Origin of the sequence: Streptomyces similanensis (assembly GCF_039543625.1) — a bacterium.
GTDB classification, from domain to species: Bacteria; Actinomycetota; Actinomycetes; order Streptomycetales; family Streptomycetaceae; genus Streptomyces; species Streptomyces similanensis.
This window is the reverse complement of record NZ_BAABKC010000059.1, coordinates 73,988-100,495: the sequence shown is the minus strand read 5'-3', so window position 1 is coordinate 100,495 and position 26,508 is coordinate 73,988. Positions and strand designations below refer to the sequence as shown.

Genomic DNA, 26,508 nt, shown 5'->3' with positions numbered 1-26,508 from the left:
GGCGTTCACCTCGGTACCGGGAATCGAAATCCTTCGCCGGCCGCGAAGCCGCTCACTTCACCGAGTCCAACGCCGGGGCGATGATGGCGAAGACCCGGTCGGTCAGTTCGGCGGGGTCCTGGACACCGTCGCTGCCGCTCCACTGTTGCAGAACAGCGTCGAAGGCGGTGAGCGCCATCCCCGCGGCCACCTGTGGGTACAGATCGGTGTCGGGGCGGGGCCCCAGGCGCTGCGCCAACTCCGTTGCCAGGTCGTCGCGCCACTGATCCTGGTGTTCGAGGAACCGTGCACGCAGGGCGGGGGTCCGCAGGATCAGCTGCACCACACCCAGCGCCCTGTCGGAATGGCCGGCGCAGGCGGTCATGGCGACCCAGACCGTGTGCCGCAGGGCCAGGGACGGCCGCTCCGTGGTGGGTCGTGACGCCAGCGCCGCGCGCATGCCGGTGCCCATGTCGGCCAGGAATTGGACGACGACGTCCTCCTTCGAGGCGAAGTACCGGAAGAAGGTTCGCTTGGACACGCCGGCGGTGGCCGCGATCTCGTCGACGGTGACCGCGTCGAATCCCTTCGAGGCCATCAGCTGGAGCGCCGCCTCACTGAGCTCGTTGGAGACGAGCTGGCGTTTGCGCTGGGCCAGGGTGGTTTCAGGGCGGGAACTCACCTCGGCATTCTAGCTCCATGTCACACATGACACCCAGTGACATCTTGACACCAGGTGACATAGACGGCAATGTGTGCCACATGTCGAAGAGTCTGCGCTGGACCGCCGATCAGATCCCCGATCAGGCCAAGCGGGTGTTCGTCGTCACCGGGGCCAACAGCGGTCTCGGCCTGGCAACCACCCGGGCACTCGCCCGCAAGGGCGCACACGTGATCCTCGCCGTACGCGACGAGGGGAAAGGGCACACGGCCGCCGCAGAGATCGCCGCCGAGCAGCCCGGCGCCGCTCTGGAAGTGCGCCGTCTCGACCTGGCCGACCTCGGATCGGTCCGAGCATTCGCCGAACAGCTGCGCGCCGATCACCCGCGGCTCGACGTACTCGTGAACAACGCCGGCGTGATGGCGCCACCCCGTTCACTGAGCGCCCAGGCTCACGAGTCGCAGTTCGCCGGCAACCACCTCGGCCACTTCGCGCTCACCGGTCTCCTGCTCGACCTGCTCGCCGACGGCATCGACCCCCGCGTGGTCACGGTGAGTTCGGCCAACCACCGGCAAGGTCACCTCTACTTCGATGACCTCTCCGGCGAGCGCACGTACTCCCCCATGCGGTTCTACAACCAGTCGAAGTTGGCCAACGCCGTCTTCGGATGGGAACTCCACCGAAGGCTGACCGCGGCCGGCAGCTCGGTGCGGAGTGTCCTCGCCCACCCCGGTTACACCTCCACCAACCTGCAGACGAGCGCGCCGGTCGGCATCGTGAAGGTGCTGTTCGGACGTATCCTCATCCCGCTTTCCCAGCGCCCGGAACAAGGCGCGCTGCCCCAGCTGTACGCGGCCACCGCCCCTGAGGTGAAAGGCGGTGACTTCATCGGGCCGGACGGCTTCGCCGAGCTGCGAGGCGGTCCGACACACGTACGGTTGTCCACCACGGCGGCCGACCCGCAGACGGGCCGCCGTCTATGGGAGCTGTCGGAACGACTCACCGACGTGCGATACCCGTTTCGGGCCACTTCCTAGCAGGGCTTGGTCAACCGGCTCAGCCAGGGTTCGACTCGCAGGCACAACCCGTGGCGCCGCCGTGGTGCCGCAGGACGTTCAGTGCCCTGTCGAAGGCCGAGTCCCTCTTCTTGGCGAACTCCTCCTTCGTGAAGACCGGCTCTGTGAGGTGCGGCGGAATGCCCGTGCCGTCGAAGGTCCTGCCCGACCGGGCCAGGAACTCCTCGTTCGGAAGCCAGGCCGTCATGCCGCCTGGGAGCTTGCGCGACATGACGTCCGAGAAGACGCCCTGGGTGGGCTGCCCGATCCGGACCGTCTTTCCGGGCCGGTCCATGAGGGCCTGGGTGAAGGTCTCCCCCGCGCTGAGGGTGGAGCCGCCGGTCAGCACGGCGACCGGGCCGGTGTAACGGGGCCCTGGGGCCGGCGTGACATACGCGGGCTGGAGGCGGGTGTGCCGGGTGGGGTCGGCGGGGTCGTTGCGGGCCCGTTTGGAGTAGGCGAGGTAGGAGGTGTCGGTGAGGCGCTCGGCGATGTGGATTCCCAGGGCGTCGGAGCCGCCGCCGTTGATCCGCAGGTCGATGATCAGACCCTTCAGGCGCTGGGTGCGCTCCTGGCTGAGGACCGTGTCCAACGCCCTGTCCAGCTCGGCCAGCTGGGCTGCGTAGGGGGCACCGTCGTCCGCGTATCCGCCGAAGCCGGAGATCCGCAGATAGCCCTGCCCGCCGGGGAGGTCGGCGTAGGTGATGCGCCCGTTGGCGAAGTCCTGGAGGTTCCGGGCGTTCTTGAGGTCACGCGCCACGATGAACTCCTCGACCTTGGTGTCCAGTTGCTCGGTGGGCACGAGGGTGCCGGGGCGGACCCGTGCGAAGACGCGCTCGCCGTCCTGGACGGCGACGTGGGCATCGTGGAGCGGCTCGACCATCTCGCTGAAGACGGCGTAGAGCTCGTCCCTCGTCGTCCCGGCGTTCACCCGGGGGCGGTACTGGTCGCGTACGGCGTGCCAGTCGATGCCCTTGGCGGCGAAGAAGGGGTAGTTCTCCTCGAAGGACTGCCAGAAGACGTCGAAGGCAGCGAGCGGGCCCTTGGGGGCCGGACTCGTGCAGGCGTCGGGCAGCTTCGGGATCCGGCGCAGGTTCCGGTGGCCGACGTCGCCGTCCGCCCGCATCGACCCGCGGTCGCGGCCTCCTTGGGTGCGCACGGTGAGGACAGTGCCGTCGGGCGCGGTGTAGGCGCCGGGGCCCGTCCGCTGCGCGGAATCGCCCTTGAGGCAGCTGACGGCGGTGGTCTGATACTCCTGCAAGGTTCCGTTCCGGATGGACAGGACCGTGCCGTAGCCGTCCATGCGCCAGATTCCGCCAGTGGTCGGCTGAGGGGCGGTGGCGGCCGGCGCGGCGTGGCCGGTGAGGGCCAGGACGGCGGCGGTGGCCGTGGCGATGCGCACGATCTCCTGCCTTCTCTGTAGGCGACTTGCTCTGTGGGCGACTTGCTCGGGACCGACCCACGGTCGCCGACATGGCCTTCTCCCGGCCATCCGGCTGTCCGGTCGATCGAAGGTGGGGCCAGCCCCCGCTGCCGGCAGTATCCGGAGGCGATCGCGTTCAGGGACCGGCCATCCGGGACGAAGGGTGTGAGCGACCCGCGGTCCGCCCGTGCGTGACGGCTACCGGGCGGGCTCCGTCGTCCAGACGTACCCGAAGTAATCCAGGCCCTGGGAGTCGTCGACGGCTCGGAAGGAGTGGGTCAGGGCGCTGTACCGCATCACACGCGGGTTCTTGTCGCTCTTCAGCAGGGCGCGCTCCGACTCCCAGCGCCGGGGCGTCCCTTCGGAGCTCGCGCCGGACGGGGCAGGCCCCGCGCTCCGGTGGGTGAGCGGCGGGGCCTGCCTGTTGGGTGATTCCTGTGGGGTGCTGAGCGGTGCGGCTGTTGGGCTACGGAACGAGCTTGAGCAGCTTGTTGGGTGAGCCGGCGCCGATGCCCGTGAGGACGTTGCCGGTGGCGCCGTTCACCAGAGCCGCAGCCACGGTCGCCGGGGAGGCGCCGGGGTGGGCGGTCAGGTAGAGCGCCGCCGCACCGGAGACATGCGGGGCGGCGAAGGACGTGCCGCTTCCGGTGTAGGTGGCGGTGTCCGAGGTGTTCCAGCCGGCGGTGATGTTGCTGCCGGGGGCGAAAAGGTCCACGACGGAGCCGTAGTTGGAGTAACTGGCCCGCGCGTCGGAGCTGGTGGTCGCGCCGACCGTGAGGGCGTTGGCGACACGAGCCGGTGAGTAGTTGGCCGCGTTGGCACCGGAGTTGCCCGCCGCTATGGAGTAGGTGACTCCGGAGGCGATCGAGTTGTTCACCGCGTTGTCCAGCGAGGTGCTGGCGCCCCCGCCGAGGGACACGTTGGCGACGGAGTCGGCGACGTGGTGGGAGGTGATCCAGTCCACGCCCGCGATGACGCCCGCGGTGGTGCCGGAGCCGTCGTTGCCCAGCACGCGGACCGCGACGATCTTCGCCTGCTTGGCCACGCCGTAGGTGCTTCCGGCGACGTTCGTGGCGACGAACGTGCCGTGGCCGTAGCCGTCCTGCGCGGTGGCGTCGTTGTCGACGAAGTCGTAGCCGTACGACGCCCGGCCGCCGAACTCCCGGTGGGTGATGCGTACACCGGTGTCCAGCACGTACACGGTCGAGTTGCCGCCGCCGCTGTCCGGGTAGGTGTACGTGCCGCTCAGCGGGAGGTGGGGCTGGTCGATCCGGTCCAGACCCCACGGCGCGTCGGTCTGCGTCCCGAGCGCGTGCACCACCTGGTCCTGCTCGACCGAGGCGATCTCGGGGTCGGCCGCCAGACGTCTGGCCTCCGTGCTGGTGAGCGTCGCGGAGTAGCCGTTCAGGGCGGAGGTGAACGTCCGCCGCACGGAGCCGCCGTACGCGGAGATCAGGTCCTTGCCCTGCCGCGCGTTCGCCTTGAACCCGACGCCGCGCTTCAGGGTGACGATGTAGCTGCCGGGCACCGCCTGGGGGCTGTCGGCGTTGAGCACCGTGCCTGATGTCGGCGCGGCCTCGGCCGGTTGCGCCGTGACGCCGGCGAGAACGGCCGACACGGCGGCCGTGGTGGCGACCGCCGCGGCGATCCGGCGCTTCATGGTGCGTACTGCTGCCATCGGAGGAAGTCCTTCTCGATCGGTACGCGTCCTGGACGACGGACGCGTCTCAGCCGGACGCGGCACGGGATCGGCGCCGCAGAGCGACGATGTGCCAACACGGAGTAGCGGAGCAAGGACTTCCCTGAACATGTCATGCGCAAGTCATGGCCAGGTCACGAACCGCCGCCGTCCGCAATGTCTGGGCAATGTGAAGCACCGGGCCCGACCGGCGCCGTGGCTCGGCGAAGGTGACGGCAGGGCGCCGGTCGGTGCGGGTCGGTGTCGGCGACTGAGCGGTTACCCTTGGCTTGTTCACGGCGGGCTGCGCCGGCCGAGGTCATTCCCTTTCGCTGGTGATCCACAGGCTCAGGGCCGCTGCAGTCTCGGCCGGGCTGCGGCCGGTCGTGGTGAACTCCCGGTCCACCGCGTGCCGTAGTTCTTCCGCGTCGTCGAGTGCTTCCCCGATCTCGTCGGCGTTCCATCCACGGGCGGCCAGGCGAGTGCGTCTGTCCGCGTCGGCGCAGTCGAGGCGTGCCCAGAGGACGTGCGGCGGGTCCGGGACTCCTGCGGCAGCGCTTGCCCATTCGGCCGGTGTCAGGGGGCACAGCACCACTACGTCTGCGCCGGCCCGGAGCATCATGGCCGTGATCCGCACCCAGAGCCTGTTGTAAGCGGGCCACACGGAATCCGCTGAAGGCGAGGTGATGTCGATGCCGAGCAAGCTGCCGTCCCGTTCCGGCAGTTCGTCGAAGTCGACCGTGGCGAACGGGTATGCCGCCAGGTGTGGCAGGAGGGTGGACTTGCCGGCTCCGGGAGCGCCGGTGACGACGTAGAGCCTGGACAATTGGCGCTCCTGGTACGTGGTGCCGGGTCGGTGGGCCCATGTCACCTTACCGTCGTGGGTGAAACCGCTGGTCGCAGCCCTTGTGGGGCAACTGGCCGAGCAGCTGGCAGAGGTACGGGGCGAGCGGGGGGAACGCGCGGCGGGTGTCCGCACGTCATCGTGACCAGCACACCGGGGGCCTGGGAAGGGCAGATGGTTGACGCGGTGCGCTGTCCGGTCGCGGGCGGCGTCACTTGGCAGGCGATGCCGGCCGGCCTTCGCGCTGGTCGCGGCCGCCGCCGGGGAGGGGCGGGGCGCGCAGGTCCGCACGCCGCGCGTCATGGCGTCCACGCCCGTGACGGCCGGCCTCGACACGGCGGCCGCCGATCCGGTCCGGCGCTGGCCGGTCGTGACGTAGCGTCAATCGGTGGCGGGTGATGCACCGGTCCCTGCACGGCTCGCGGATGGTCACCGTGCTCGGCGGAGAGGGGCACGGCGTCCACGGCGCCGGGTCCTGCGCGGACGAGCCCGCCACGGTCTGCCTGACCACGGGCAGGCTGCCGGAGAAGGACGTCGTCTGCCGGGCGCCCGCCGACAGCCGATGACAGAGGGCGGGGGACGCGCCGCAGCGGGCGGGTCAGGCCGGAAGCGGCGCTGTGGGGAGGGTCCGCCAGTCCGTTTCGGCGGCGATGGCGGCCCTCCACGGGTGCAGGGCCTTGGGCGGCATGGCGACGGCGAGGGCGCCGGTGAGCCGGCGTCCTCTGCGGTAGGCGACGAGGAAGCGGCCCTCGGCGGGGGCGCCTTCCACCACCTGCGCCTCGTCGTGGTCCCGGAGGTGACCGAACGCCTGGATCCTGACGCCGTGCTGGTCGGACCAGAAGTACGGGACGGGAGCGAAGGGTCTGGCCCGCTCGGGGGCGAGCAGGGCGCGGGCCGCGGCGATGCCCTGTTCCGCGGCGTTGGTGCGGTGCTCGACGCGCAGGGCGACACCGAACAGCGGATGGTGCCAGCGCGCGACGTCACCGGCCGCGTACACCCCGGGGCCGGCGGTGAGGTGCTGGTCGCACACCACTCCGTCGGCCAGGTCCAGGCCGCTGCCGCTGAGCCAGTCGGATTTGGGTTCGGAACCGATGGCGACGAGGACGTCGTCGGCCGGCAGCACGGTCCCGTCGGTCAGGGTCACCCCGCCGACCCGTCCGCCGTGCGCGACGATCTCGCCGACCCGGACGCCGGTGCGCAGGTCCACCCCGTGGTCGCGGTGGAGCTGCGCGAGGTGGGCGCCGACCCGTTCTCCGACGACCCGCTCGAGCGGGAGGGGAGCGGTCTCCACGACGGTCACCGAGGCGCCGAGGGAGCGTGCGGCGGCGGCGACCTCCGAGCCGAGGAAACCGGCGCCGATCACCACCAGCCGGCGGCCCGCGCCGAGGCGCTCGCGCATCCGTCGCGCGTCTTCGAGTGTGCGCAGCACGTGCACGCCCGGGGCGGTGTGCCCGGCCAGCCGCCGCGGCCGTACTCCGGTCGCCACGATCAGCGCGTCGTAGCCGAGTTCGGCGCCGTCGGCGAGCGTGACCGTGCGGGAGGCCGGGGACAGGCGCACCGCCCGGCTGCCCAGCCGCAGATCGAGCCCGAGCGCGTCCAGGTCGGACGGTCGGCGCAGTGCGGCCCGCTCGACGGGCCAGGCGCCGGTGAGGATCTGCTTGGACAGCGGCGGCCGGTCGTAGGGCAGGTGGTGCTCCTCGCCCACGAGGGTCACGGCTCCCTCGAACCCTTCCCGGCGCAGGGCCTCGGCGGCCGTGAGGCCGGCCGCCGAGGCGCCCACGATCACCACGCGGCGTACCGGTGCGGCGGTGGTCACTCCTCCTCCAGCCGGATGGCCGCGGCCGGGCAGACCGCCGCCGCTTCCCGGACGCCGTCGCGGTGTCCGGGGCCGGGACGGTCGGTGAGCAGTTCGACGATGCCGTCGTCGTCCTGGTCGAAGACGTCGGGGGCCATCAGGACGCACTGTCCGGAGGCGACACACTTGGGCTGGTCGACTTCCACGTGCACGGGGTGCCTCGATTCCGGTGGGGGCGGGTGGGGGATCACCAGGTGACGGGGAGTTCGTAGACCCCGTAGACCAGGCCGTCGTGCTTGAACTCCAGCCGGTCGATGTCCGTGGCCAGGGCGAGGGTGGGCACGCGGCGGTAGAGGGTGCCGTAGACGGCCTGCAGTTCGACGCGGGCCAGCGGCTGGCCGAGGCACTGGTGCACCCCGTATCCGAAGGCGACGTGGCGGCGCGCGTCGCGGGTGACGTCGAGCCGGTCGGGGTCGGGGAAGGCTTCCGGGTCGCGGTTGGCGATGTCGTTGGCGAGGATGAGGCCGTCGCCGGCGCGGAGGACCTGGCCGTCGATCTCGATGTCGCCCAGGACCACGCGACGGCGTCCGGAGTGCGTGATGGTCAGATAGCGCAGCAGTTCTTCCACGGCCCCCGCCACGACGCCGGGGTCCGGGCAGTCGCGGAGGAGGGCGAGCTGCTCGGGGTTCTGCAGCAGGGCGAGGGTGCCCAGCGTGATCATGTTCGCTGTGGTCTCGTGGCCTGCGGCGAGCAGCAGGACGCCCATGCGGGCGGCCTCCCGTTGTGTCATCCCGCCCGTGTCCACGCGTTCGGTGACGAGTGTGGACAGCAGGTCGTCCTCGGGGTGCTTCCGCTTGACGATCAGGAGATCGTCCAGGTAGTCGGTGAGCGCCCGGGTCGCTCCGACGACCTCCTCCGGAGTGGAGGTGCGGCGGACGATGACCTGGGTGTTGCGCTGGAACAGGTCGTGATCGCCGTAGGGCACGCCGAGCAGTCGGCAGATGACGAGGCTCGGCACCGGCAGGGCGAGCGCGGTGACCAGGTCGGCCGGATTCGGGCCGGCGAGCATCGCGTCGATCTGGTCGTCGACGAGCCGCTGGACCGAAGGCCGCAGAGCCTCCATCTTCCTGATGGCGAACGGGCCCGTCACCATTCTGCGCAGGCGGGCGTGCTCGGGGTCGTCCATGGTGATGAAGGTGCGCTGGTCCCGCTCCCTCGCCCGCATGGCGGCGTTGCGGTGCGGATAACCGCCGTGGGCCGGGTCGGCGCTCACCCGTGGGTCGCCGAGCAGGGTCCGCACATGGTCGTAGCGGGTGATCAGCCACGGGCTGGTGCCGTCCCAGATGCGCACCCGGGAGATCGGGGCGCTGGTCCGCAGCTCCCGCAGCGTCGGCGGCGGATCGAACGGGCAGCCGGCTGCCCTGGGCATCGGGTGTTCGGGGAGCTGAGCCTGTGCGTCCGGGAGCGTCTCGGTCATGCCTGCCTCCGTGGGGGGAGTCCCGTTGCCTCGTTCCTCACACCGTTAGGTGCCTGGGGCAACGATACGGACGGGGAGGGGCGGATGGACACACCACATCCGGACAGTCCTCCGGCGTCATCGCGTCAGGGCGAGTCCGCGCCGGGGTCTAGGGTGAGGGCACTGCCGTGGTCGCGTCGGTGCCCCAGCTGGCCAGGAGGCGCAGGGATTCGGCGGACGGGGAGCCCGGTTCGGCGTGGTAGGTCAGCAGGGACTGGTCCGAGTCGTCCGTGAGGCGGAAGGACTCGAAGTTCAAGGACAGGTCGCCGACCAGCGGGTGGTGCAGGCGCTTGACGCCGTGGTTCTTCTCCTTGACGTCGTGCGTCGCCCACAGCCGGCGGAACTCCTCGCTCTTCACCGAGAGTTCGCCCACCAGGGCGGACAGCCGCGGATCGTCCGGGTAGCAGCCCGCGTTCATGCGCAGGCCGCACACCACGTCGATCGCCTTCTGCTCCCAGTCGACGAACAGGTCGCGGTACTCGGCGTGCAGGAACACCAGCCGGGCCCAGTTGCGCTCGGCCGGCGGCAGCCGCCCCCAGTCGCCGAACAGCGCCGCCGCCATCCGGTTCCAGGCGAGGATCTCCGTGCGGCGGCCCCCGATGTACGCCGGCACGCCGTCCAGGGTGTCGAGCAGCTGGCGCAGCGAGGAGCGGACCTGCTGCTGCCGCGCCGCCGGCTTCTTCTGGTGCGACTTCGGCTTGGCCAGGTGTGTGAGGTGCGCGTGCTCGGCGTCGGTCAGCCGCAGGGCCCGGGCGATGGAGTCCAGGACCTCCGCCGACACGTTGCGGCCGTTGCCCTGCTCCAGGCGCGTGTAGTACGCCACCGACACCCCGGCCAGCTGCGCCAGTTCCTCCCGGCGCAGCCCCGGTACCCGGCGGTGCCGGCCGAAGGCGGGCAGTCCCACGTCCTCCGGCTTCAGCCGTGCCCGACGGCTGCGCAGGAACCGGCTCAGCTCGGCCCGCGGGTCCAGGGGCCGGCCGGCGGCGGAGGCTCCGGGCTGTTCGTCCATACCGCAAGTATCCGCCGGGTGCCCTGGTCGTACGTCCATCACCCTGATCCTGCCAGTGGTAGGCACGGCAGTCGTACGCAAAGCCGTGCTCTGGGTGACCGGCCGAGATGGGGGCAGGCTGGTCGTGTGCCCGGTGGAAGGCAGCCGGGCAGCGCATACCCCCACGAGGAGAACCCCCGTCATGACCACTGTTGCCGCCTACGCCGCACCCGCCGCCAAGGCCCCGCTGGAGCGGACCACCATCGAGCGACGCGCGGTCGGCGAGTTCGACGTCCTGATCGACATCCGGTTCGCCGGCATCTGCCACTCCGACATCCACCAGGCCCGGGACGGCTGGCGCCCCGGCACCTTCCCGATGGTGCCCGGCCACGAGATCGCGGGTGTGGTCTCCGAGGTCGGCCCCGGTGTGACGAGGTTCGCCGTCGGCGACCGGGTGGGCGTCGGCTGCATGGTCGACTCCTGCCGGAAGTGCGACAACTGCGAGGCCGGCCTCCAGCAGTACTGCGTCGAGGGCCCGACCTGGACGTACAACGCCGTCGGCAAGGACGGCGAGGCCACGCAGGGCGGCTACTCGCAGAAGATCGTCGTCGACGAGAACTACGTCGTCCGCGTCCCCGAGGGCCTGTCCCTGGACGTGGCCGCCCCGCTGCTGTGCGCCGGCATCACCACCTACTCCCCGCTCAAGCACTGGAACGCCGGCCCCGGCAAGAAGGTGGCCGTCGTCGGTCTCGGCGGCCTCGGCCACATGGGCGTCAAGATCGCCCACGCGCTCGGCGCCGAGGTCACCGTCCTCTCCCAGTCCCTGCGCAAGAAGGACGACGGCCTGAAGCTCGGCGCCGACCACTACTACGCCACCAGCGACCCGCAGACCTTCGAGGACCTCAAGGGCACCTTCGACCTCATCCTCAACACCGTCTCGGCCCCGCTGGACTTCGGCGGCTTCCTGTCCCTGCTGCGCACGGACGGCACCCTGGTCAACGTCGGCCTGCCCGAGGAGCCGGTGCGGATCGTGCTCCAGTCGCTGTTCGGCGACCGCCGCAGCATGAGCAGCTCCGGCATCGGCGGCATCCCCGAGACCCAGGAGATGCTGGACTTCTGCGCCGAGCACGGCCTGGGCGCCGAGATCGAGCTGATCAGCGCCTCCGAGATCAACGACGCCTACGAGCGGGTGCTGGCCAGCGACGTCCGCTACCGCTTCGTCATCGACACGGCCACGATCTGAGCCCAACGGGCACGATCTGAGCCCAGCGCCCCGGCTCCATCGCGCCGCCCGCCGAGCCGGGCGGGCGGCGCGGTGCGGCCGGGGCGCAGTGGTGCGGGCGAGCGGCGAGCGGGTGAGTGGCGGCCGGCGGGTATCGGTGGGACCTTCGTGAGGTGGGTCGGTCAGCAGGCGGGGGCGATCCGTCCGGGCGCACGGGTGTGTCCGGACACGTGTGCGCCTCCTGTGCTGCCAGGACGAAGGGACGCCCCGCGCATGGAGGACCGTCACGACCTCGTGTTCCGCACCGCCCGTGAACTCGTCGGCCTCATGGTGGACAGACAGATGTCGGCGCGGGAGGTGCTCGACGCCCATCTGGAACAGATCGAGCGGGTCGACCCGAAGGTCAACGCCGTGGTGACCCTGGTGCCCGAGCACGCCCGCGCGATGGCCCGGCGCGCCGACGAGGCGATCGCCAGAGGGCGCGCGCTTGGTCCTCTGCACGGCCTGCCCGCGCTGCACAAGGACCTGGCCGACACCGCCGGCATCCGCACCACCTACGGCTCGCCGCTCACCGCCGGGCACGTGCCCCGGCGCAACACCCTCGTGGTCCAGCGGATGATCGACGCGGGCGCGGTCAGCATGGGCAAGACCAATGTGCCGGAGTACGGCACCGGCTCGCAGACGTACAACCCGCTCTTCGGCGCCACCGGCAACGCCTACGATCCCACACTGACCTGCGGGGGCTCCTCCGGCGGTGCGGCGGTCGCGCTGGCCACCGGCATGGCGGCCGTCTGTGACGGCTCGGACATGGCGGGCTCGCTGCGCAACCCGGCGGCGTGGAACAACGTGGTCGGACTGCGGCCCACCGCCGGGCGGGTGCCGGTGTGGCCGAACTCGATGCCGGTGTTCACCCTGGCCCAGTACGGTCCGATGGCCCGCACGGTCGGCGACGTCGCCCTCCAGATGCGGGTGGTCGCCCGCCCGGACAGCCGGGCGCTGATGAACCTGCCCGAGGCCGACTTCGGCGCCGCGCTCGACCGCGACTTCACCGGCGTGCGCGTGGCGTGGTCGAGCACGCTGGGCGGGCTTCCCGTGGACGAGCGGATCACCGCGGCCATGGCTCCGGCCCGCGCACTGCTCCAGGACGTCCTGGGCACGGCGGTCGAGGACGCCGAACCCGACATGACCGGGGTCGACGAGGCGTTCGGCATCATGCGCGCGGCGTACTACTGGCAGAACCACGGGGAGGACTACCGCGCTCATCGCGCCCAGCTCGACGAAGGCGTCCGCTGGGAGGTCGAACGCGGGCGCGCGCTGACGGTGCTGGACCTGGGCCGGGCCGAACGGCTGCGCGCCGAGGCGCACGACCGCGTGCACGCCTTCATGGCCGCGCACGAGTTCCTGATCGCCCCGGTGGTCCAGCTGCCGCCCTTCCCCGTCCAGGAGCACTGGCCGCGCGAGGTGGCGGGCGTGCCCCAGACCTACTACCGCGAGTGGATGCGGGTGTGCTCGCGCATCTCGCTGACCGGCAACCCGGCGGTCTCCGTCCCCTTCGCCTTCACCCCCGAGGGGCTTCCGGTGGGCCTCCAGATCATCGGCCGCTTCGGTGCGGACTTCGCGGTGCTGCAACTCGCCCACGCCGTGGAGACGGTGACCGGCACGGGGAAGCGGCGGCCGGCGCTCGCCCTCTGAGCACCCGCCGCGGCGCCCCCTCGGCGGTCAGCCGGCCGGCGGCACCGCCACGAACGCCTCCTCGGGGGTGGCCGTCGGGACGAAGCGCGGCGCGGTCTTCGGCACGGGGACCAGGTTCTTGTGGACGGCCCTGGCCACGTTCTGGATGGTGGTGACGCCGTAGTCCATGGTGGCGTTGTCCTGGGTGAGGACCGCGATGGTGTAGTCGTGGCCGGCGCCGTTGAACGTGCCGACGCTGTGCACCCGCCAGCCGTGGGCGGCGCGCTCCAGCCAGCCGTTCTTGACGTGTACGGCGACCCCGGACGGCGCGCCCGCGGGGGTGCCCCAGCGCTGGTCGGCGACGACGTCACCCATCAACTGGAGGATGTAGGCACGGGAGTTGTCGCTCAGCACCGTGTTCTTCGCCGTGACCAGGGCGAGCAGCCTCTGTTCGTCGCGCACGGTGATCTGGGTCAGGCCCCAGTAGCCGTCGGCGCCCGGCCGGGTCTGGGTCATGTCGGCGGCGGTGAGGAAGCCCTGGATCCTGTCCACGCCCAGCTGCTTCCACAGGGCCGTGGTCGCGTCGTTGTCGGACTGCTGGATCATGGCCTTGGTGAGGGTGACCTCGCGGTCGGTGAGGTAGCGCTCCGTCTTCTTCGCGTCCCACAGCAGAGTGGCGAGGACGGTGACCTTGACGACGCTGGCGGAGTCGTAGGCGGTGGATTCACCGAGCGTGCAGGTCGTGTCGGTGGTGCGGTCGCGCACGCCGAGGGAGACGCTGCCCGTGCGGCCGGCCAGGGCCGCGGTGATGTCCTTCTGCAGGGCCGCGGCCAAGCCCGCCCGGGCCGAGGTGCAGCTGACCGCGGGCGGGGCGGCCGCGGCGGGGGTCGCGCCCGCCGCACAGGGGACGAGCACTCCGGCTCCGGCGCCTGCCGCCGCGAGCATCCGGGCCCGTCGGGATGTCCGAGAAGTCATACCCCGTTGACGCGCGGTAACGGGTCAACGGTTGTACGGAATGGGGGCGTTGGACAAGTCGTCCCCCTTCCCTGCTCGGGACGTTCACAGGTGCGCCGTGAGCGGAGGGGCGGGTTCGACCCGCGACGTCGATCGATAGGGACGACGACCGGCTTCCGATGTGCCGGCGCCGTCGTCGCCCGCTCCGTCCTAGGGAACTCGCCCCATCCCCGGACGGGGTCCTTAGGCCCACGATGTCCAGGCATGACGACATCGACATCCACCTCGCCGTCCAGTTCCTCGTGGAGGATGGCGCGGGTTCTGCGGGACCGCGACGCGGGGCTGTACCTCGCGGGCGTGGTCGTCTCCGGCTTCGGATCGTCCGCGCTCTGGCTGGCCTCCGGGGTCTGGGTGAAGGATCTGACGGGCTCCAGCGGTCTGGCGGCGCTGTGCCTGCTCGCCTTGTGGGCGCCCACGCTCGCCGGCCCCCTGCTCGGTGCGATCGCCGACCGGGTCCGCCGCAAGCCCCTGCTGATCGGTGGAAACCTGCTGCTGGGCGTGCTCGTGCCGGTCCTCGTCACCGTCGGCTCCCCGGGCCGCGTGTGGCTGATCTACACCGTCCTGTTCCTGTACGGCGCGGTGGGCGTCGTCCATGACGCGGCGGAGTCGGCGTTGGTCGCCACCGTGGTCGACCGGAGTCTGCTCGGCGACTTCAACGGGCTGCGCGTGACGGTGAACGAGGGCATGAAGCTGGTGGCGCCGCTCGCCGGGGCCGGCCTGTACGCGGTGTACGGGGGTCCGAGCGTGGCCGTGCTGGACGCGGTCACCTTCGTGCTGGCGGCCGGGGTGTGCGCACTCCTGCGCGTCCGGGAGGACGAACCGGCTCGCTCCGTGGGCGGTTGGCGGGAGCGAACGGCCGAGGGCGCGCGCTTCCTGTGGGAGTGCCCGCGGCTGCGGCCGCTGGTCCTGGCGGGCGGCACGATGATGCTCTGCGCGGGTGTGGCCGGCGCGCTGCTCTACGCCGTCATCGACGGACTGGGGCACCCGCCCGCGTACGCCGGGGTGCTCTACGCCGTCCAAGGCGCCGGCTCGATGGCGGTCGGGCTGCTGTCCGGTCCCGCCTTGGGCCTGCTGGGCGAGCGCCGGTTCGCGGCAGCCGGGATCGCCCTGACGGCGTGTGCGGCGGCGGCGCGGGCGGTACCGTCCGACGCGGTGGTCCTGGCGGCCGGCGCGGCGAGCGGTGTGGGCATGCCGTGCGTCCTGATCGCCGCGATGACGGCCGTGCAGCAGGAGACTCCGGACGCGCTGCTGGGCCGCACGGCGGCCACGGCCGGCACCCTGCTGTTCACCCCGAACGTACTGGGCCTCGCCGCCGGCGCGGCCCTGCTGGAAGCGGTCGACTACCGTCTGCTCCTGATCTGCCTGGCCGCGGTCCTGCTCGCGACGGCGACGACTCTCGGCTGCCGCCGGACGCAGCCCCTTCCGGCCCGGGCCGTGCGCTCCTGACGGCGGAGCGGGCCGGTGCCGGTGTCAGGCGGCGAGGGTCCTGTGGAGGGCGTCGAGGCCGTCGCGGTAGATGCCGGTGAACAGGTCGACGACCTCGTCCTCGGTGGCGCCGTCGGGGGTGGAAGCGGCCGGACCACTGGACCTCGGCGGCGTTCTCCTGTCCGGGGACGGTGTGGACGCGCAGGGTGGAGACGTAGCCGCTGACGGGGAAGGGGGCCTGGAGGATGGCGTAGCTGTAGTGGCGTTCGGTCTCGTTGAAGTCGAGGAGGCGCTCGGTGATGACCTCGCCCTCGGGGTTCTCGAGCCGGCGGACCCGGCCGCCTTCCAGCGGGGTACTCGCCAGGATGTAGGGGAGCCAGTCGGGCAGGGAGTCGAAGCCGCCGACGAGGCTCCAGACCATGTCGGGCGAGGCGGGGACGGTGCGGCTGACGGATGTCGAGGCCATGGTGTTTCTCCGGACGGTGTCGCGGGCGTGGGGGGAAGGTGGGGGTGCTGGAGGTCAGGCGCCGTCGGGGAGGGGGGCGGCCGGGCTGACCAGCCCCGCGGCGCGCAGGTCCTTCCAGAAGGCGGCCGGGACGGTCTCGTCCAGGGCGGCGGTGTCCTCGGCGATGCGGCTGGGCCGGGTGGCGCCGGGGATGACGGCGGCCGCGGCCGGGTGGGCGAGGGAGAACTGGAGGGCGGCGGCCTTGATGCCGATGCCGTGCTCGTCGGTGAGGGCCTTGATCCGCCGGACGCGCTCGATGATCTCCGGCGGGGCCTGCTGGTACTCGAAGTTGGCGCCGCCGGCGAGGATGCCGGAGCTGTAGGGTCCGCCGACGACCATGTCGACGTCCTGCTCCTGGGCCATGGGCAGCAGGCGCTGGAGGGCGTGGGCGTGGTCGAGGAGGGTGTAGCGGCCGGCGAGGAGGAAGCCGTCGGGGCGGGGCTCGTCCAGGGCGAGGGTGAGTTCGATGGGCTCGGTCCTGTTGACGCCCAGACCCCAGGCCCTGATGACGCCCTCGTCCCGCAGGCGGGACAGGACGCGGAAGGCTCCGGTGCGGGCCTCCTCGAACTTCTGGACCCAGGCGTCGCCGTGGAAGTCCTGCGCGATGTCGTGGACCCAGACGATGTCGAACCGGTCGACGCCCATCCGGCGCAGGCTGCCCTCGATGGAGCGCTCGGTGGCGTCGGCGGTCCACTCGTGGAGGACCTTGTGCGGGTTGCCGTGCTCGAACAGGCCGCCCTTCTCGCCGAAGTCGGGGACGTCGGTCTCCCTCTCGTCGAGGACGACCCGGCCGACCTTGGTGGACAGTACGTAGGAGTCGCGGGGCCTGGTGGACAGGACCTTGCCCAGGCGCTCCTCGGCGAGACCCGCGCCGTAGAAGGGAGCGGTGTCGTAGTAGCGGATGCCGTGCTCCCATGCGGCCTCGACGGTGGCCCGGGCGTCCCCGTCGGGAATCGCGCGGAACATGTTGCCGAGCGGTGCGGTGCCGAAGCCGAGACGGCCGGGAAGGATGTTCTTCAGGGACATGAGTGGTGCCTTTTCGATCGGTGCCTCGGCGCCTCGGTGTGGGAGGAGGCTCGGGTGTGAGCGGGGACCTCCCGGGGCGGTGACTCCTGGTTGCGGAGCCGGGCACGGGGGTTCGAGGTCACCCGCCGGGGCGGTACGGAGACGAGGCTCAGGTAGTTGCAGTAGCGCCTTACAAGCGGCAACAATAGTTGCAGACGCTGGCTAACGCAAGCGGTGACCTCGGTGCCGGTGTTCTCACCCGAAGGATGTCCGTGACAGAACGAAGACGTCGCCGGGGACCCCCCGTAACTCAGTGCGGGATCCAAATACTTCCGACCGCACGCACCACGCCCGCCGCTGGGGGAACACCGTGAAGAACACCCGCGTCACCGCACTCGCCGTCATCGGGATCGCCGCCGCCCTCTCGCTGACCGCCTGCGACGACGGCGGTTCCGAGAAGGGCTCCCCCGCACAGGGCTCCTCGTCGTCGGCCTCGTCCTCCCAGCCCGCGAGCGGTGACTCGGGGACTGCGGCCGGCTCGGACCCGGGCGGCTCGAAGGCCGGCGGCGCGACGCCGGGCTCCGGCGAGGACGCCGAGACCCACGCCGGCGGATCGAACAGCACGGCGCAGGCCGGCGGCGGCAGCACGTTCTGCAAGACGGAGGACCTGGCCATCGACGCCGTCGACGCCGCGAGCGACCAGCGGTCCGGCAGGATCGACATCACCATGGTCAACCGGGGTTCGACCACCTGCTCGGCGACGGGCTTCGCGGGTGTCGACATCAAGGACGCCGACCACACCTCGAACCCCGTCCCGCGCGGCCACGCACAGCCGCGGGTCACCGTCCTGAAGCCCGGCGACGCCGCTGTCTTCGACCTCGCCTACGACATCGACGACAGCGGCGACAGCCTCACGAACCCGACCGGCATCCTGGTGACGCCCCCGAACGAGACCCACACCGTGAGCCTCGCCTGGCCGACGGGCGCGGGGAAGGTCAAGGGCGCGTACACCGATGTCGAGGTCTACCCGACCCACACCGCCAAGTAGCCAGGTGGCCGCGGCCGGCCGGGTTCACCCTGGAGGAGTTCTCGGCTCCTTCGTTCAGCCGTCCGCGGCGCACCCGGTGGGCGACTCGCCCCGCGCCCCTCGGCTCACACGCGGTCGGCCGCGATCAGGACGTACTGGAAGGAGCCGTCCCGGTAGGACTCGATGAACGCCTCCTCGATCCCGGTGACCAGCGACGACGTGGCCCGCAGCTCCCAGTAGGGCAGGGTGTCCGGGGTGAGGTCCACGATGGTCTGCGGCACGAGGCGGTTGTCGGCCATGGCGCGCAGATACTCGCGGCGGGAGTGGATGTTGCACTCGAAGTGGGCGTTGATCTGGGAGACCCACTTCGACGGCTGACCGTACCGGGGGTTCCAGCAGCCGGTGATCGTCACGTACCGGCCGCCCACCTTCAGGAAGCGGGAGTGCTCGGCGAACAGGTCGTGGAGGTCGACGTACATGGTCGACTCGTTGTTCCACGACGCGGTGACGCTGCCCTTGTCGAAGGGGGTGTCGAGCATGTTGCACACGCGGGAGCGGACGTGGGCCTCGATGCGCAGGTCCCTCGCGCGCCCGTTGCCGAAGTCGGCCTGGGTGGCGGACAGCGTCACGCCCTCCACCGTGCAGCCGAAGCGGCGGTGGGCCATGACCATGGACCCGCCTCGTCCGCAGCCGGCGTCCACGAGGGTGTCGCCGGGGCCGACGGCGCCCAAGTGGTCCATGAGGAAGTCCGCTTGGGCCGACTCGAGCCGGTGCAGCTCCGCGATCACCCTCTTCTCGTACTCGCTGCCCTCCGGGTCGCCGAGCGCGGCCCGGTCCACGGGGCCGATCCCGTAGTGGTGGTGGTAGAGCCCGTCCACGTCACCGAGGCGGAGGTTGACGGGCCGCGCCTCGTTGTTCCAGTAGCGGGCGATGTCCTCCTGGTACGGGGTCGCCTGGGCCGGGATCGTCGCGGTGGCGGTGGAAGTTGCTTCAGTCATCGTGGGAATATCCGTTCGTTACCAGAAATCGGGAAGGCTGTAGCGGTAGGTGTTGGTGCGGTGCCAGTCGTGATTGCCGTCCACCCACGCCGCCACACCCTTGAGGAAGCGCAGCACGGTGGGCAGAGGGCAGTCCCTCGCGAGGTCGGCCGCGGCCGTCTCGAAGGCGTGCTGGAGTTCGTTGTGGACCTCGACGGCCTTCAGATAGGCGTCGCGCTCGCCGAGCTGCTCGCGCTCCGCGATGACCACCGGCAGGTTCAAGTGGTGGCCGGGGCTGTCGAGTTCCTTGGTGTACGAGTAGAGGTCGTTGACGATGGTGGTCGCGTTGCCGGCCAGGGCGATGACCCGTTGCATGTCCGGCCGGGCGTGCAGATCCGCCGGCAGTTCGTAGCCGCCGACGGTGTCGGTGATCGTGGGGCAGGGGCGGAAGTTGTTGAACTGACGCATCGCCAGGTACTCCCACACCTCCGGCACGTGACCGGTCTCGGCCCAGGCGGCCTCGGCGAGGTAGCCCATGTGGAGCCGGGCCATGTCGTGCCGGTAGCGGTCGGCCTGGGAGGGGCCGGCCGCGCGGACGAAGTAGTCCATCGCGCTGCGGTACGCCCGGCGCGGGGCGTCCGAGGCGAGCGACTCCCGCCAGGCCGGCGTGTACTCGGCGGTGGTCTGGAAAGGGTCGATCGCGGTGTGCGCGAGGAGGAGGCGGCCGCCGAGCCCGACGGGCGATCCGCCGTGGTCCTCGCAGTAGCAGTCGTCCACCGCGTTCTCCGCGACCATCAACCGCGTCGCGAGCATCAGGTGGTCGACCGTCGGGGCGTCGGGGTGGCAGGCGACCATGTACCGGCCGACGGAGAAGCCGTCGAACTGGCCCTCCCACTCCTCGGGATAGAGCTGCACCTCGTCCTCGGCCCAGCGTTTGATCCGGCGGCTCACCTCGGCCACGCGCACGGGGTCGGGCTCGGGGACGGGATGGTGGTAGAGACCGGGAACGGCTCGCCCGGCGGAAGCGGAGGTGGAAGCGGGTGCCGGGGCCGGCGGATCGGGGGGCGGGGACTCGCGCCTGCCGGCGAGGGCCAGCGAGGTCGTGCCCAGTCCGGTCGGACCGCGCAGGGCCTGCCTGAGGGCCGAGGCGTCCGCGGTCGTGGCGGGATCCCCCGCTGCGGCGGCCGGCGCCGGGGGCGGGGCGGGGTGTCGGAGCGTCACCGGCGGATGCAGTGCCGCCAGGAAGCGGGAGGCGGACGGCGGGGCCGACTGGTCCCGCACCACCGGCGCGGGGTCGTCCGGCACGGTGGCGGGCGGTGTCGGCCGCCGTTCGGGGGGACGTGGTCCGAGGGGCCCGGGATCGGGCATCAGCGGCTCCTTGCTGCGGTGGGGCGGGCGCTGTGTCGTGGGTGGGGTGTGCCGGGCGTGGACCTGCTCGCGGGGCCGGACCTCAGTGCGCCGTGGGCGCGATCTGCACGTTCTCCAGCACGCCGAGGGCGTCCGGCAGCAGCACCGCGGTGGAGTAGTAGGCGCTGACGAGGTAGGAGATGACCGCCTGCTCGTTGATGCCCATGAACCGCACGGAGAGCCCCGGTTCGTACTCGTCCGGCAGTCCTGTCCGGCGCAGGCCGATGACGCCCTGGTTCTCCTCGCCCACGCGCATCGCGATGACGGAGCTGGTCTGCTGCGCGCTGATCGGGATCTTGTTGCAGGGCAGGATGGGGACCCCTCGCCAGGCGGGGACGGACTGCCCGCCGACGTCGACGTGGTCGGGGTAGAGGCCGCAGGCGTTGAAGCCGCGGCCGATGGCGGCGATGGTCCGGGGGTGGGCGAGGAACAGCTTCGTGCCGCGCCGACGGCAGAGCAGTTCGTCCATGTCGTCGGGGGTGGGCGGGCCGGAGCGGGGCTGGATGCGTTGCTTGAAGTCGGCGTTGTGCAGCAGCCCGAACTCGCGGTTGTTGATCAGCTCGTGTTCCTGACGTTCCCTCAGTGCCTCGACAGTCAGCCTGAGTTGCTCCGCGCTCTGGTTCATCGGGTCGTTGTAGAGGTCGGCGACCCGGGTGTGGATCCGCAGGACGGTCTGGGCGACGGAGAGCTCGTACTCGCGCGGCTGGAGTTCGTAGTCGACGAAGGCGCCCGGCAGTTCCGCCTCGCCGACGTGACCGGCCGACACGGCGATCTCGGCCTCACCGTGTTTGTTCTGCCGCCGACGCGTGCGGGAGCCGAACGCGTCGACGTGTGCCCGCAGGTGTGGCGCGGAGGCCCGGACGGCGTCGAAGTCGGCACGGGAGAGGGTGAGGAGGGTGCCGGAGGTCTCGGCGGTGACCGTGTGCTCGTGGCGCGCGTCGGGATCCAGCAGCGCGTCCGCGCCGAAGTGGTCGCCGTCCGCGAGCACCGCCACGCCGACCTCCTGGCCGTACGGGCCCTCGGAGGTCTGGCTGACCCGGCCGTGGGCGATCAGGTGGATCCGGTCCGCGGGGCTGCCGCGCTCGACGAGGACGTCGCCCGCCGCGAAGTCGCGCTGCGTGCAGCGGCCGGCGAGGGCGGTCAGGACGTCCAGGTCGTCGAATCCGCGCAGAACGGCCAGCTCACCGAGTTCCCGGGGGATGACCCGGACCGTGGCGCCCTCCTGGACGAACTCGACGCGTCCGTCACCGAGGGTGTGACGCAACCGCCGGTTCACGCGGTAGGCGCCGCCCCCGGCCTCGACCCAGGGCAGCGTCCGCAGCAGCCAGCGGGAGGTGATCTCCTGCATCTGCGGGGCGGACTTGGTGGTGGTGGCGAGATTGCGGGCGGCGGCGGTGCTCAGGGACTGCTGCGGGGGGCCGGGTGTGGTCCGAGCTTCCGGGATGCTGTCGACGGACATCGCGACGCTTTCTCCTTGCACGACGGGGCGTCCGGCGTACACGGGCACGCCGACCGGGAGACGGGGAGAGGGGGGCGACTGACGGGAGGGATCACCGGGATCCCGCCCACCGGCAGAAAGCTAGCGGCCCGACCGGCCGTGTGCACCGGAGGGACGAGATGCTTACCTCGAAGCGGTGACAACCGGCTCCAGGGGGTTTGGCGGCCCGTTTCGATGATCCACGGGCCCGGACGCCTCGGGTGACGTCCCTCCGCCTGCCGGGGCGGACCGGAGCCGACGAGTCGTTCGCCCGTACGATGGCGCCATGGAGACGAGCGAGTGAGCGAAGGACCCGGTGCGGCGGCGCCGGTGCCGCCGGAGTGGTGGCGCCGGCTGCACGAGCTGTGGCTCGCCGCCGTACAGGTCGAGGACGTCACCGCGCTCGCCACACGTGTCTACGCCGCCCTGCTGGAGCTGCCCGGGGCCGGTGCGGTCGTCGGCGCCCGGTGGGAGGCGGGCAGGCCCCGCTATCTGCGCCTGCGGACCGAGCGGGAGGACGCACCCGTCACCTGGGTGCCGACGTCGCCCGACTGGCCCGGCGGCCCCGTGCCGCGACACCTCGACATGCCGGGCGACAGCCCCGCGGTGCGCTGGTCCGGGCCGGACGCCGTGCAGCCGCTCGTGCGGCCGCTGCTGCGCCCGCACGCGGCGGGCACGGTCCTGGAGTGCGTCTTCACGCTCCACACCGGGGACGCGGCCGGCCTGTGGGTGGCCTTCGCCCACGAGGTGCCGGCCGACGCGCGCCCGGTGCTGAGCGAGCTGCTCGCGCAGGTCGCCGGCGTCCTCGCGCTCAGCAACCGGCGCATCCTGGAGAGCCAGGACCACGAGCGGCGCCAGGCGCGGGACGCGTTCCTGGCCGAGGCCTCGTTGCAGATGGACGAGAGCCTGGACGTGGAGGAGACGCTGCGCAGGGTGGCGAGGCTCGCCGTGCCCGCGATCGCCGACGGCTGCGTCGTCCACCTCTTCCGGCCGGACGGCGGCTTCGAACCGGTCGCCACCGCCCACGTCGCGGCCGGCGCCCAGGCCTGGCTCGGTGACGTCGCACGGCACGACGACTGGCTGACCGCGCGGCTGCGCGGCGCCTCGCAGCACACCAGGGGCGTGGTACTGAAGGACGACGGTCTCGCGGGCGGTCCGTTCGGGTCGGGCGCCGTGGGCGACGGCAAGACGATCCGGGCGCTCAGCGTCAGCCCGCTGCGCGCCCGGGGCCGGGTGCTGGGCACGCTCACCTTCCTGTACCACCGCGACGACACCAGCCTCTCGGACCTGCCGACCCTCACCGACCTGGCCCGCCGCGCCGCTCTCGCGATCGACACCGCCACCCTCTACGACCAGCGCCGCCAGAACGTCGAGATGCTCCAGCGGCAGCTGCTGCCCCGCGGCCTGCCGCGGGTGCCCGGAGTGGAGCTGAGCGCCGCCTACGAGGTCGGCGATCCCACGCTCGACGTCGGCGGCGACTTCTACGACGCCGTCCTCGCCGACGAGCGGGTCTCCCTGTTCATCGGCGACGTGTGCGGGCGCGGGGCCGAGGCGGCGGCGTTCACCGCTCTGGCCCGGCACACCCTGCGCACGCTCCTGGAGGACGGCACGCCGCCCGGCCGGGCCCTGGCCCGGCTCAACCGGGCCTTGATCGGGGAGAAGGCCAGCCGGTTCGTCACCGCCCTGGTCGTGACGCTGGAGCCCGCTCCCGACGGCGGCTGGGACGCGGTGATCGCGGGGGGCGGCCATCCTTGGCCGCTGGTACGACGCGACGGCGGCGCGGTCGAGGAGGTGCCGGCCCACGGGCTGCTCCTGGGCGTCGTCCCCGACGCGGTCTGGGCGCAGACGCGGATCCGGCTCCGCGAGGGCGACGCGATGGTGCTGTTCACCGACGGTCTGACGGAGGCCCGGTCGGCGGACGGGACCTGCTTCGAGCGACAGCTGCCGGAGGTCCTGCGCCGGATCGCCCCGATCGGCGCGTCCACGCCGGCCCAGCTGGTGGCGGCCGCCTCGGAGTTCCGGGACATCGGGGACGACGACACCGCCGTACTGATAGCGCGGATGAAAGGACGACCGTGACGCCGCAGCACGCACCGGCCAGACGGCTCGACAACGGCCGGGTTCTGGTCGTGGAGGACTCCCAGGAGGACGCGGAGGCCATCGAACGGGCGCTGTCGCGCTCGCACCCGCAGCTGCGTCTGGAGTTCCTCTCGCGCTCCGACGGCCTGGTGGAACACCTGCTGAGCGGCGACGAGGCGCCCGGCATCGTGCTGCTCGACCTCAACATGCCCGGCGTCAGCGGACACACCGCGCTGCACGCCGTCCGCTCGCGTCCCGAGCTGGCGGAGATCACCGTGGTGGTCTTCACCTCCTCCACCGCTCCCGCCGAAGTGGACGCCTGCTACGCGGCCGGGGCGGACAGCTACATCTACAAACCGCTCAACTTCGACCTGTTCCGCACCGTCCTGAAGGGCGCCCTGGACTACTGGCTGGAGGCCAAGGGGCAGCCGCCGGGCCTGCCCGGCGACTACGCGCCGAGCGTGAAGTAGAACGCCGTCCCCTCCCCCGGCGCGCCCGTCAGCCACAGCCGGCCGCCGTGGCGCTCGATGATGCGCTTGACGACGGCCAGGCCCACTCCCGTGCCGCCGCCGCGCTCCTGGGGGCTGTGCAGTCGGCGGAACAGATCGAACACCTCCTCCCGCTGCTCGGGGGGAATGCCGATTCCGTTGTCCCTCACCACCACGGCCGTCGTGACCGTCTCGGCGCCAGGGGGGACCACGTCCTCGACACCGATCTCCACGCGGCGGTCGGGCCGGTCGGCCGCGTACTTGGCCGCGTTGACGAGCAGGTTCACCAGCACCTCGTAGACGCGGTCGCGGTCGGCGTGGACGCGAGGCAGCGACGCCGGTCGCACCACCCGGACCCGCTCCTCGGCGAGCCGCGGACCGGCCACCTCCAGGGCGGCGTCCACGACATCGTCCAGCGCGACGTCGTCCCGGCGCACACCGCTGCGGCCCATACGGGCGTAGTGCAGCAGCGAGTTGAGCAGGTCGTCCATGCGCGCGGCGAGACGCTGCGTCGTCTCCAGCCGCCGCACGCTGGTCGCGTCGAGGCTCGCTCCGGCGTCCTCCAGCGTGAAGGTCGCGGCGTTCGCGATGCCCCGCAGCGGTTCCTTGAGGTCGTGGGCGGCGACATGGGCGAAGGAGTCGAGGTCGACGTTGGTCATCCGCAGTTCGTCGTTGAGCCGTGCCAGTTCGTCCGCGTGGCGCAGGACCAGCCCGGTGAGCAGGCGTCCCATCTCCAGTGCCGCGGCCTTGTCGCGGGCGCTCCAGGGCAGGCTCCTGCCCCGGGTCATCGACCGGTAGACGGCGCCCGACCCGCGCGGCGTCAGCCGTTCGCCGCGGGGGCCCACGAGCACGGGGCGCGCGGGGTTCGCGGCCCACTCCCGCGGCTCGGGCCGCTCCCGGCGGATCCAGGCGAGGTAGTCGCCGCTGCGGCCGATCGACAGCAGCAGCACGCCGGCGGGGCAGGTTTCGCCCGGCCGCGGGCCGGCGCCGGCCTCGGTGAGCAGTTCCGGCAGCCGGTCGGTGGCCCAGACCTCGCCCGTCGTGGCCCGGGCCGCGTACCGGCCGAGCGTCCGGGCCAGCTCGTGCGGCACCGCCTGGTCGCCCGTCTGCGAGACACGGCCGTCGCGCACCAGCAGCAGCCCGTCGGCCGCCACCAGCCGCCGCACCGCCTCCTCGTGGCGCATCAGCGAGGCGTCGACGTCCTGGTCCAGGAGTTCGGCGACGGCCGCGGCGTCCCGGGCCGAGCGTTCCAGCGCGTCCGCCCGTTGCCGTTCCTCGATGGCCGACAGCTGCATGGAGAAGGCGGTGCCGAACAGTTCGCACGCCGAGCGCACCTCCGGTGCCAGCCGGCGCGGCCGGGCGCCGTGGCAGGCGATCAGCCCCCACAGGCGGCCCTCGCGCAGCAGGGAGACCGACATCGAGGAGCGCACGCCGATGTTGCGCAGATACTCCAGGTGGAAGCCGGAGACGGTGCGCAGCGCGGCCGCGGACAGGTCCAGCGGGGCGCCCGTGGCCGGTCGGACGGCCGGGTGGAGCGAGGCGGTGGGATCGTCGACGTCGCTGATGACACGGATCCAGTTCTCCTCGTACAGGCGCCGGGCCTGCGGCGGGATGTCGGTGGCCGGGAACCAGAGCCCGCGCCAGGGTTCCCAGCCCTCCTGGACGTCCTCGGCCACGACCTCGCCCGGTCCGTCGACCCCGTCGAAGCGGTAGGCCACGACCCGGTCGAAGCCGGTGAGCCGGCGCATCTCGACGACGGCGGCGCGGCAGCAGTCGGTCACCGTGCTCGCGCTCCGCACCCGGCGCAGCGCCTTGCGCACGCCCTGGTAGAAGCCGGCGAACTCGAACGCGTCCGCCGCCGGGTCGCGGGGTTCGAACTCAAGGATCACCAGCCCCTCACGCCGGTGCACGGACAGGTCGAGGGCCGTGGGTCCGCCGGGCGCACCCGCGGTGACGGGGAAGGTCACGCCCGGCGCGTCGTCGGCGGCGCAGCAGTCCAGGGCCTCGGCCCAGTCGCTCGGCTCCAGGACGTCGGTGACGGGCCGGCCCACCAGTTCCCGGGCGGCGACGCCCAGCAGCGTCCGCGTGTTCTCGGCGGCGGTGTCCACCAGGGCGCTCAGCGGGTCCACGGCCAGCAGCGTGCCGTAGGACTGGATCCCGCCCAGCCGGTGGATCTTCTCCCGCACGCACAGGGACAGGTCGAACCCGTCCGACACCGATTCCTCCGCCGCGCGCGTCCTCGCCGACAGCCATTCGTCCGTCATGAGTCGAT

22 protein-coding genes and 1 pseudogene are annotated in these 26,508 nt (G+C 72.0%); 8 read left to right on the top strand and 15 right to left on the bottom strand.

Annotated elements, in window-relative coordinates:
- Positions 1-52 precede the first annotated feature (52 nt).
- Positions 53-661 (bottom strand): TetR family transcriptional regulator, encoded by a 609-nt coding sequence (locus ABEB07_RS20785; RefSeq protein ID WP_345669739.1) that lies wholly within the window; start codon positions 659-661, stop codon positions 53-55.
- An 80-nt stretch (positions 662-741) separates the two neighbouring features.
- Between ABEB07_RS20785 and ABEB07_RS20780 the strand changes: the two genes are divergently transcribed.
- Positions 742-1,677 carry an oxidoreductase gene (locus ABEB07_RS20780; RefSeq protein ID WP_345669738.1) on the top strand — a complete coding sequence of 312 codons (936 nt, stop codon included), beginning with the start codon at positions 742-744 and terminating at the stop codon, positions 1,675-1,677.
- A gap of 19 nt (positions 1,678-1,696) precedes the next feature.
- Here the strand turns inward: ABEB07_RS20780 and ABEB07_RS20775 are convergent, their stop codons facing one another.
- The 3 genes from ABEB07_RS20775 to ABEB07_RS20765 all read right to left on the bottom strand — a co-directional run bounded on the left by ABEB07_RS20775 (position 1,697) and on the right by ABEB07_RS20765 (position 5,622).
- Positions 1,697-3,097: a S41 family peptidase gene (locus tag ABEB07_RS20775; RefSeq protein ID WP_345669736.1), complete on the bottom strand. Its 1,401-nt coding sequence runs from the start codon at positions 3,095-3,097 to the stop codon at positions 1,697-1,699.
- A gap of 487 nt (positions 3,098-3,584) precedes the next feature.
- On the bottom strand, positions 3,585-4,796 hold the full coding sequence (locus ABEB07_RS20770) for a S8 family peptidase (RefSeq protein ID WP_345669735.1): 1,212 nt from the start codon (positions 4,794-4,796) through the stop codon (positions 3,585-3,587).
- A 319-nt stretch (positions 4,797-5,115) separates the two neighbouring features.
- Positions 5,116-5,622, bottom strand: coding sequence for a hypothetical protein (locus tag ABEB07_RS20765; protein WP_345669734.1), 507 nt, complete (start codon positions 5,620-5,622; stop codon positions 5,116-5,118).
- A gap of 416 nt (positions 5,623-6,038) precedes the next feature.
- On the opposite strand from ABEB07_RS20765, the gene ABEB07_RS20760 reads away from it, so the two are divergent.
- A complete protein-coding gene (locus ABEB07_RS20760; protein ID WP_176147647.1) occupies positions 6,039-6,206 on the top strand; it encodes an alpha/beta hydrolase in 168 nt (55 codons plus the stop codon).
- A gap of 32 nt (positions 6,207-6,238) precedes the next feature.
- Here the strand turns inward: ABEB07_RS20760 and ABEB07_RS20755 are convergent, their stop codons facing one another.
- The 4 genes from ABEB07_RS20755 to ABEB07_RS20740 all read right to left on the bottom strand — a co-directional run bounded on the left by ABEB07_RS20755 (position 6,239) and on the right by ABEB07_RS20740 (position 9,960).
- On the bottom strand, positions 6,239-7,456 hold the full coding sequence (locus tag ABEB07_RS20755) for an NAD(P)/FAD-dependent oxidoreductase (RefSeq protein ID WP_345669733.1): 1,218 nt from the start codon (positions 7,454-7,456) through the stop codon (positions 6,239-6,241).
- Positions 7,453-7,647 carry a ferredoxin gene (locus ABEB07_RS20750; protein WP_176147646.1) on the bottom strand — a complete coding sequence of 65 codons (195 nt, stop codon included), beginning with the start codon at positions 7,645-7,647 and terminating at the stop codon, positions 7,453-7,455. Before ABEB07_RS20750 ends, ABEB07_RS20755 begins: the two co-directional genes overlap by 4 nt.
- A gap of 35 nt (positions 7,648-7,682) precedes the next feature.
- A complete protein-coding gene (locus ABEB07_RS20745; RefSeq protein ID WP_345669731.1) occupies positions 7,683-8,912 on the bottom strand; it encodes a cytochrome P450 in 1,230 nt (409 codons plus the stop codon).
- Positions 8,913-9,060: 148 nt separating this feature from the next.
- The gene (locus ABEB07_RS20740; protein WP_164584250.1) at positions 9,061-9,960 is read right to left on the bottom strand and encodes a helix-turn-helix domain-containing protein; all 900 of its coding nucleotides are present in this window, start codon (positions 9,958-9,960) and stop codon (positions 9,061-9,063) included.
- A gap of 181 nt (positions 9,961-10,141) precedes the next feature.
- Between ABEB07_RS20740 and ABEB07_RS20735 the strand changes: the two genes are divergently transcribed.
- Positions 10,142-11,182 (top strand): NAD(P)-dependent alcohol dehydrogenase, encoded by a 1,041-nt coding sequence (locus ABEB07_RS20735; RefSeq protein WP_345669729.1) that lies wholly within the window; start codon positions 10,142-10,144, stop codon positions 11,180-11,182.
- A 252-nt stretch (positions 11,183-11,434) separates the two neighbouring features.
- A complete protein-coding gene (locus ABEB07_RS20730) occupies positions 11,435-12,853 on the top strand; it encodes an amidase family protein (RefSeq protein WP_345669728.1) in 1,419 nt (472 codons plus the stop codon).
- Between the two features lie 27 nt (positions 12,854-12,880).
- Here the strand turns inward: ABEB07_RS20730 and ABEB07_RS20725 are convergent, their stop codons facing one another.
- Positions 12,881-13,807, bottom strand: a complete 927-nt coding sequence (locus ABEB07_RS20725; protein WP_345669727.1) for a serine hydrolase — start codon at positions 13,805-13,807, stop codon at positions 12,881-12,883.
- A gap of 243 nt (positions 13,808-14,050) precedes the next feature.
- Here ABEB07_RS20725 and ABEB07_RS20720 point away from each other — a divergent pair, with 243 nt between their 5' ends.
- Entirely contained in the window at positions 14,051-15,292 is a 1,242-nt protein-coding gene (locus ABEB07_RS20720; RefSeq protein WP_345669726.1) for an MFS transporter, read from the top strand.
- Between the two features lie 24 nt (positions 15,293-15,316).
- Here the strand turns inward: ABEB07_RS20720 and ABEB07_RS20715 are convergent.
- Together ABEB07_RS20715 and ABEB07_RS20710 are read right to left on the bottom strand one after the other, a co-directional pair.
- A pseudogene (locus ABEB07_RS20715) lies at positions 15,317-15,737 on the bottom strand (SRPBCC family protein).
- Between the two features lie 54 nt (positions 15,738-15,791).
- Positions 15,792-16,802, bottom strand: coding sequence for an aldo/keto reductase (locus tag ABEB07_RS20710; RefSeq protein ID WP_345669725.1), 1,011 nt, complete (start codon positions 16,800-16,802; stop codon positions 15,792-15,794).
- A gap of 349 nt (positions 16,803-17,151) precedes the next feature.
- Between ABEB07_RS20710 and ABEB07_RS20705 the strand changes: the two genes are divergently transcribed.
- Positions 17,152-17,829, top strand: coding sequence for a DUF4232 domain-containing protein (locus ABEB07_RS20705; RefSeq protein WP_345669724.1), 678 nt, complete (start codon positions 17,152-17,154; stop codon positions 17,827-17,829).
- Positions 17,830-17,933: 104 nt separating this feature from the next.
- Here the strand turns inward: ABEB07_RS20705 and ABEB07_RS20700 are convergent, their stop codons facing one another.
- From ABEB07_RS20700 to ABEB07_RS20690, 3 genes are all read right to left on the bottom strand, one after another.
- Positions 17,934-18,806 carry a geranyl diphosphate 2-C-methyltransferase gene (locus tag ABEB07_RS20700; protein WP_345669723.1) on the bottom strand — a complete coding sequence of 291 codons (873 nt, stop codon included), beginning with the start codon at positions 18,804-18,806 and terminating at the stop codon, positions 17,934-17,936.
- Between the two features lie 18 nt (positions 18,807-18,824).
- On the bottom strand, positions 18,825-20,153 hold the full coding sequence (locus ABEB07_RS20695; RefSeq protein ID WP_345669722.1) for a family 2 encapsulin nanocompartment cargo protein terpene cyclase: 1,329 nt from the start codon (positions 20,151-20,153) through the stop codon (positions 18,825-18,827).
- Positions 20,154-20,235: 82 nt separating this feature from the next.
- A complete protein-coding gene (locus tag ABEB07_RS20690) occupies positions 20,236-21,651 on the bottom strand; it encodes a family 2B encapsulin nanocompartment shell protein (protein ID WP_345669721.1) in 1,416 nt (471 codons plus the stop codon).
- Between the two features lie 318 nt (positions 21,652-21,969).
- On the opposite strand from ABEB07_RS20690, the gene ABEB07_RS20685 reads away from it, so the two are divergent.
- Both ABEB07_RS20685 and ABEB07_RS20680 read left to right on the top strand, forming a co-directional pair.
- Positions 21,970-23,748 carry a PP2C family protein-serine/threonine phosphatase gene (locus ABEB07_RS20685; RefSeq protein WP_345669720.1) on the top strand — a complete coding sequence of 593 codons (1,779 nt, stop codon included), beginning with the start codon at positions 21,970-21,972 and terminating at the stop codon, positions 23,746-23,748.
- The gene (locus ABEB07_RS20680) at positions 23,745-24,218 is read left to right on the top strand and encodes a response regulator (RefSeq protein ID WP_345669718.1); all 474 of its coding nucleotides are present in this window, start codon (positions 23,745-23,747) and stop codon (positions 24,216-24,218) included. The genes ABEB07_RS20685 and ABEB07_RS20680 overlap by 4 nt, the downstream gene beginning before the upstream one ends.
- On the opposite strand, the gene ABEB07_RS20675 is transcribed toward ABEB07_RS20680, so the two are convergent.
- On the bottom strand, positions 24,197-26,500 hold the full coding sequence (locus ABEB07_RS20675; RefSeq protein ID WP_345669717.1) for an ATP-binding protein: 2,304 nt from the start codon (positions 26,498-26,500) through the stop codon (positions 24,197-24,199). The genes ABEB07_RS20680 and ABEB07_RS20675 overlap by 22 nt on opposite strands.
- Positions 26,501-26,508: the final 8 nt, after the last annotated feature.

What these genes read in the sequence shown, in the direction of transcription:
- ABEB07_RS20780 (WP_345669738.1), top strand. Translation starts at nt 742, where the DNA reads ATGTCGAAGAGTCTGCGCTGGACCGCCGATCAGATCCCCGATCAGGCC.
- ABEB07_RS20770 (WP_345669735.1), bottom strand. Translation starts at nt 4,796, where the DNA reads ATGGCAGCAGTACGCACCATGAAGCGCCGGATCGCCGCGGCGGTCGCC.
- ABEB07_RS20760 (WP_176147647.1), top strand. Translation starts at nt 6,039, where the DNA reads ATGCACCGGTCCCTGCACGGCTCGCGGATGGTCACCGTGCTCGGCGGA.
- ABEB07_RS20745 (WP_345669731.1), bottom strand. Translation starts at nt 8,912, where the DNA reads ATGACCGAGACGCTCCCGGACGCACAGGCTCAGCTCCCCGAACACCCG.
- ABEB07_RS20740 (WP_164584250.1), bottom strand. Translation starts at nt 9,960, where the DNA reads ATGGACGAACAGCCCGGAGCCTCCGCCGCCGGCCGGCCCCTGGACCCG.
- ABEB07_RS20735 (WP_345669729.1), top strand. Translation starts at nt 10,142, where the DNA reads ATGACCACTGTTGCCGCCTACGCCGCACCCGCCGCCAAGGCCCCGCTG.
- ABEB07_RS20730 (WP_345669728.1), top strand. Translation starts at nt 11,435, where the DNA reads ATGGAGGACCGTCACGACCTCGTGTTCCGCACCGCCCGTGAACTCGTC.
- ABEB07_RS20725 (WP_345669727.1), bottom strand. Translation starts at nt 13,807, where the DNA reads ATGACTTCTCGGACATCCCGACGGGCCCGGATGCTCGCGGCGGCAGGC.
- ABEB07_RS20720 (WP_345669726.1), top strand. Translation starts at nt 14,051, where the DNA reads ATGACGACATCGACATCCACCTCGCCGTCCAGTTCCTCGTGGAGGATG.
- ABEB07_RS20710 (WP_345669725.1), bottom strand. Translation starts at nt 16,802, where the DNA reads ATGTCCCTGAAGAACATCCTTCCCGGCCGTCTCGGCTTCGGCACCGCA.
- ABEB07_RS20700 (WP_345669723.1), bottom strand. Translation starts at nt 18,806, where the DNA reads ATGACTGAAGCAACTTCCACCGCCACCGCGACGATCCCGGCCCAGGCG.
- ABEB07_RS20695 (WP_345669722.1), bottom strand. Translation starts at nt 20,153, where the DNA reads ATGCCCGATCCCGGGCCCCTCGGACCACGTCCCCCCGAACGGCGGCCG.
- ABEB07_RS20690 (WP_345669721.1), bottom strand. Translation starts at nt 21,651, where the DNA reads ATGTCCGTCGACAGCATCCCGGAAGCTCGGACCACACCCGGCCCCCCG.
- ABEB07_RS20675 (WP_345669717.1), bottom strand. Translation starts at nt 26,500, where the DNA reads ATGACGGACGAATGGCTGTCGGCGAGGACGCGCGCGGCGGAGGAATCG.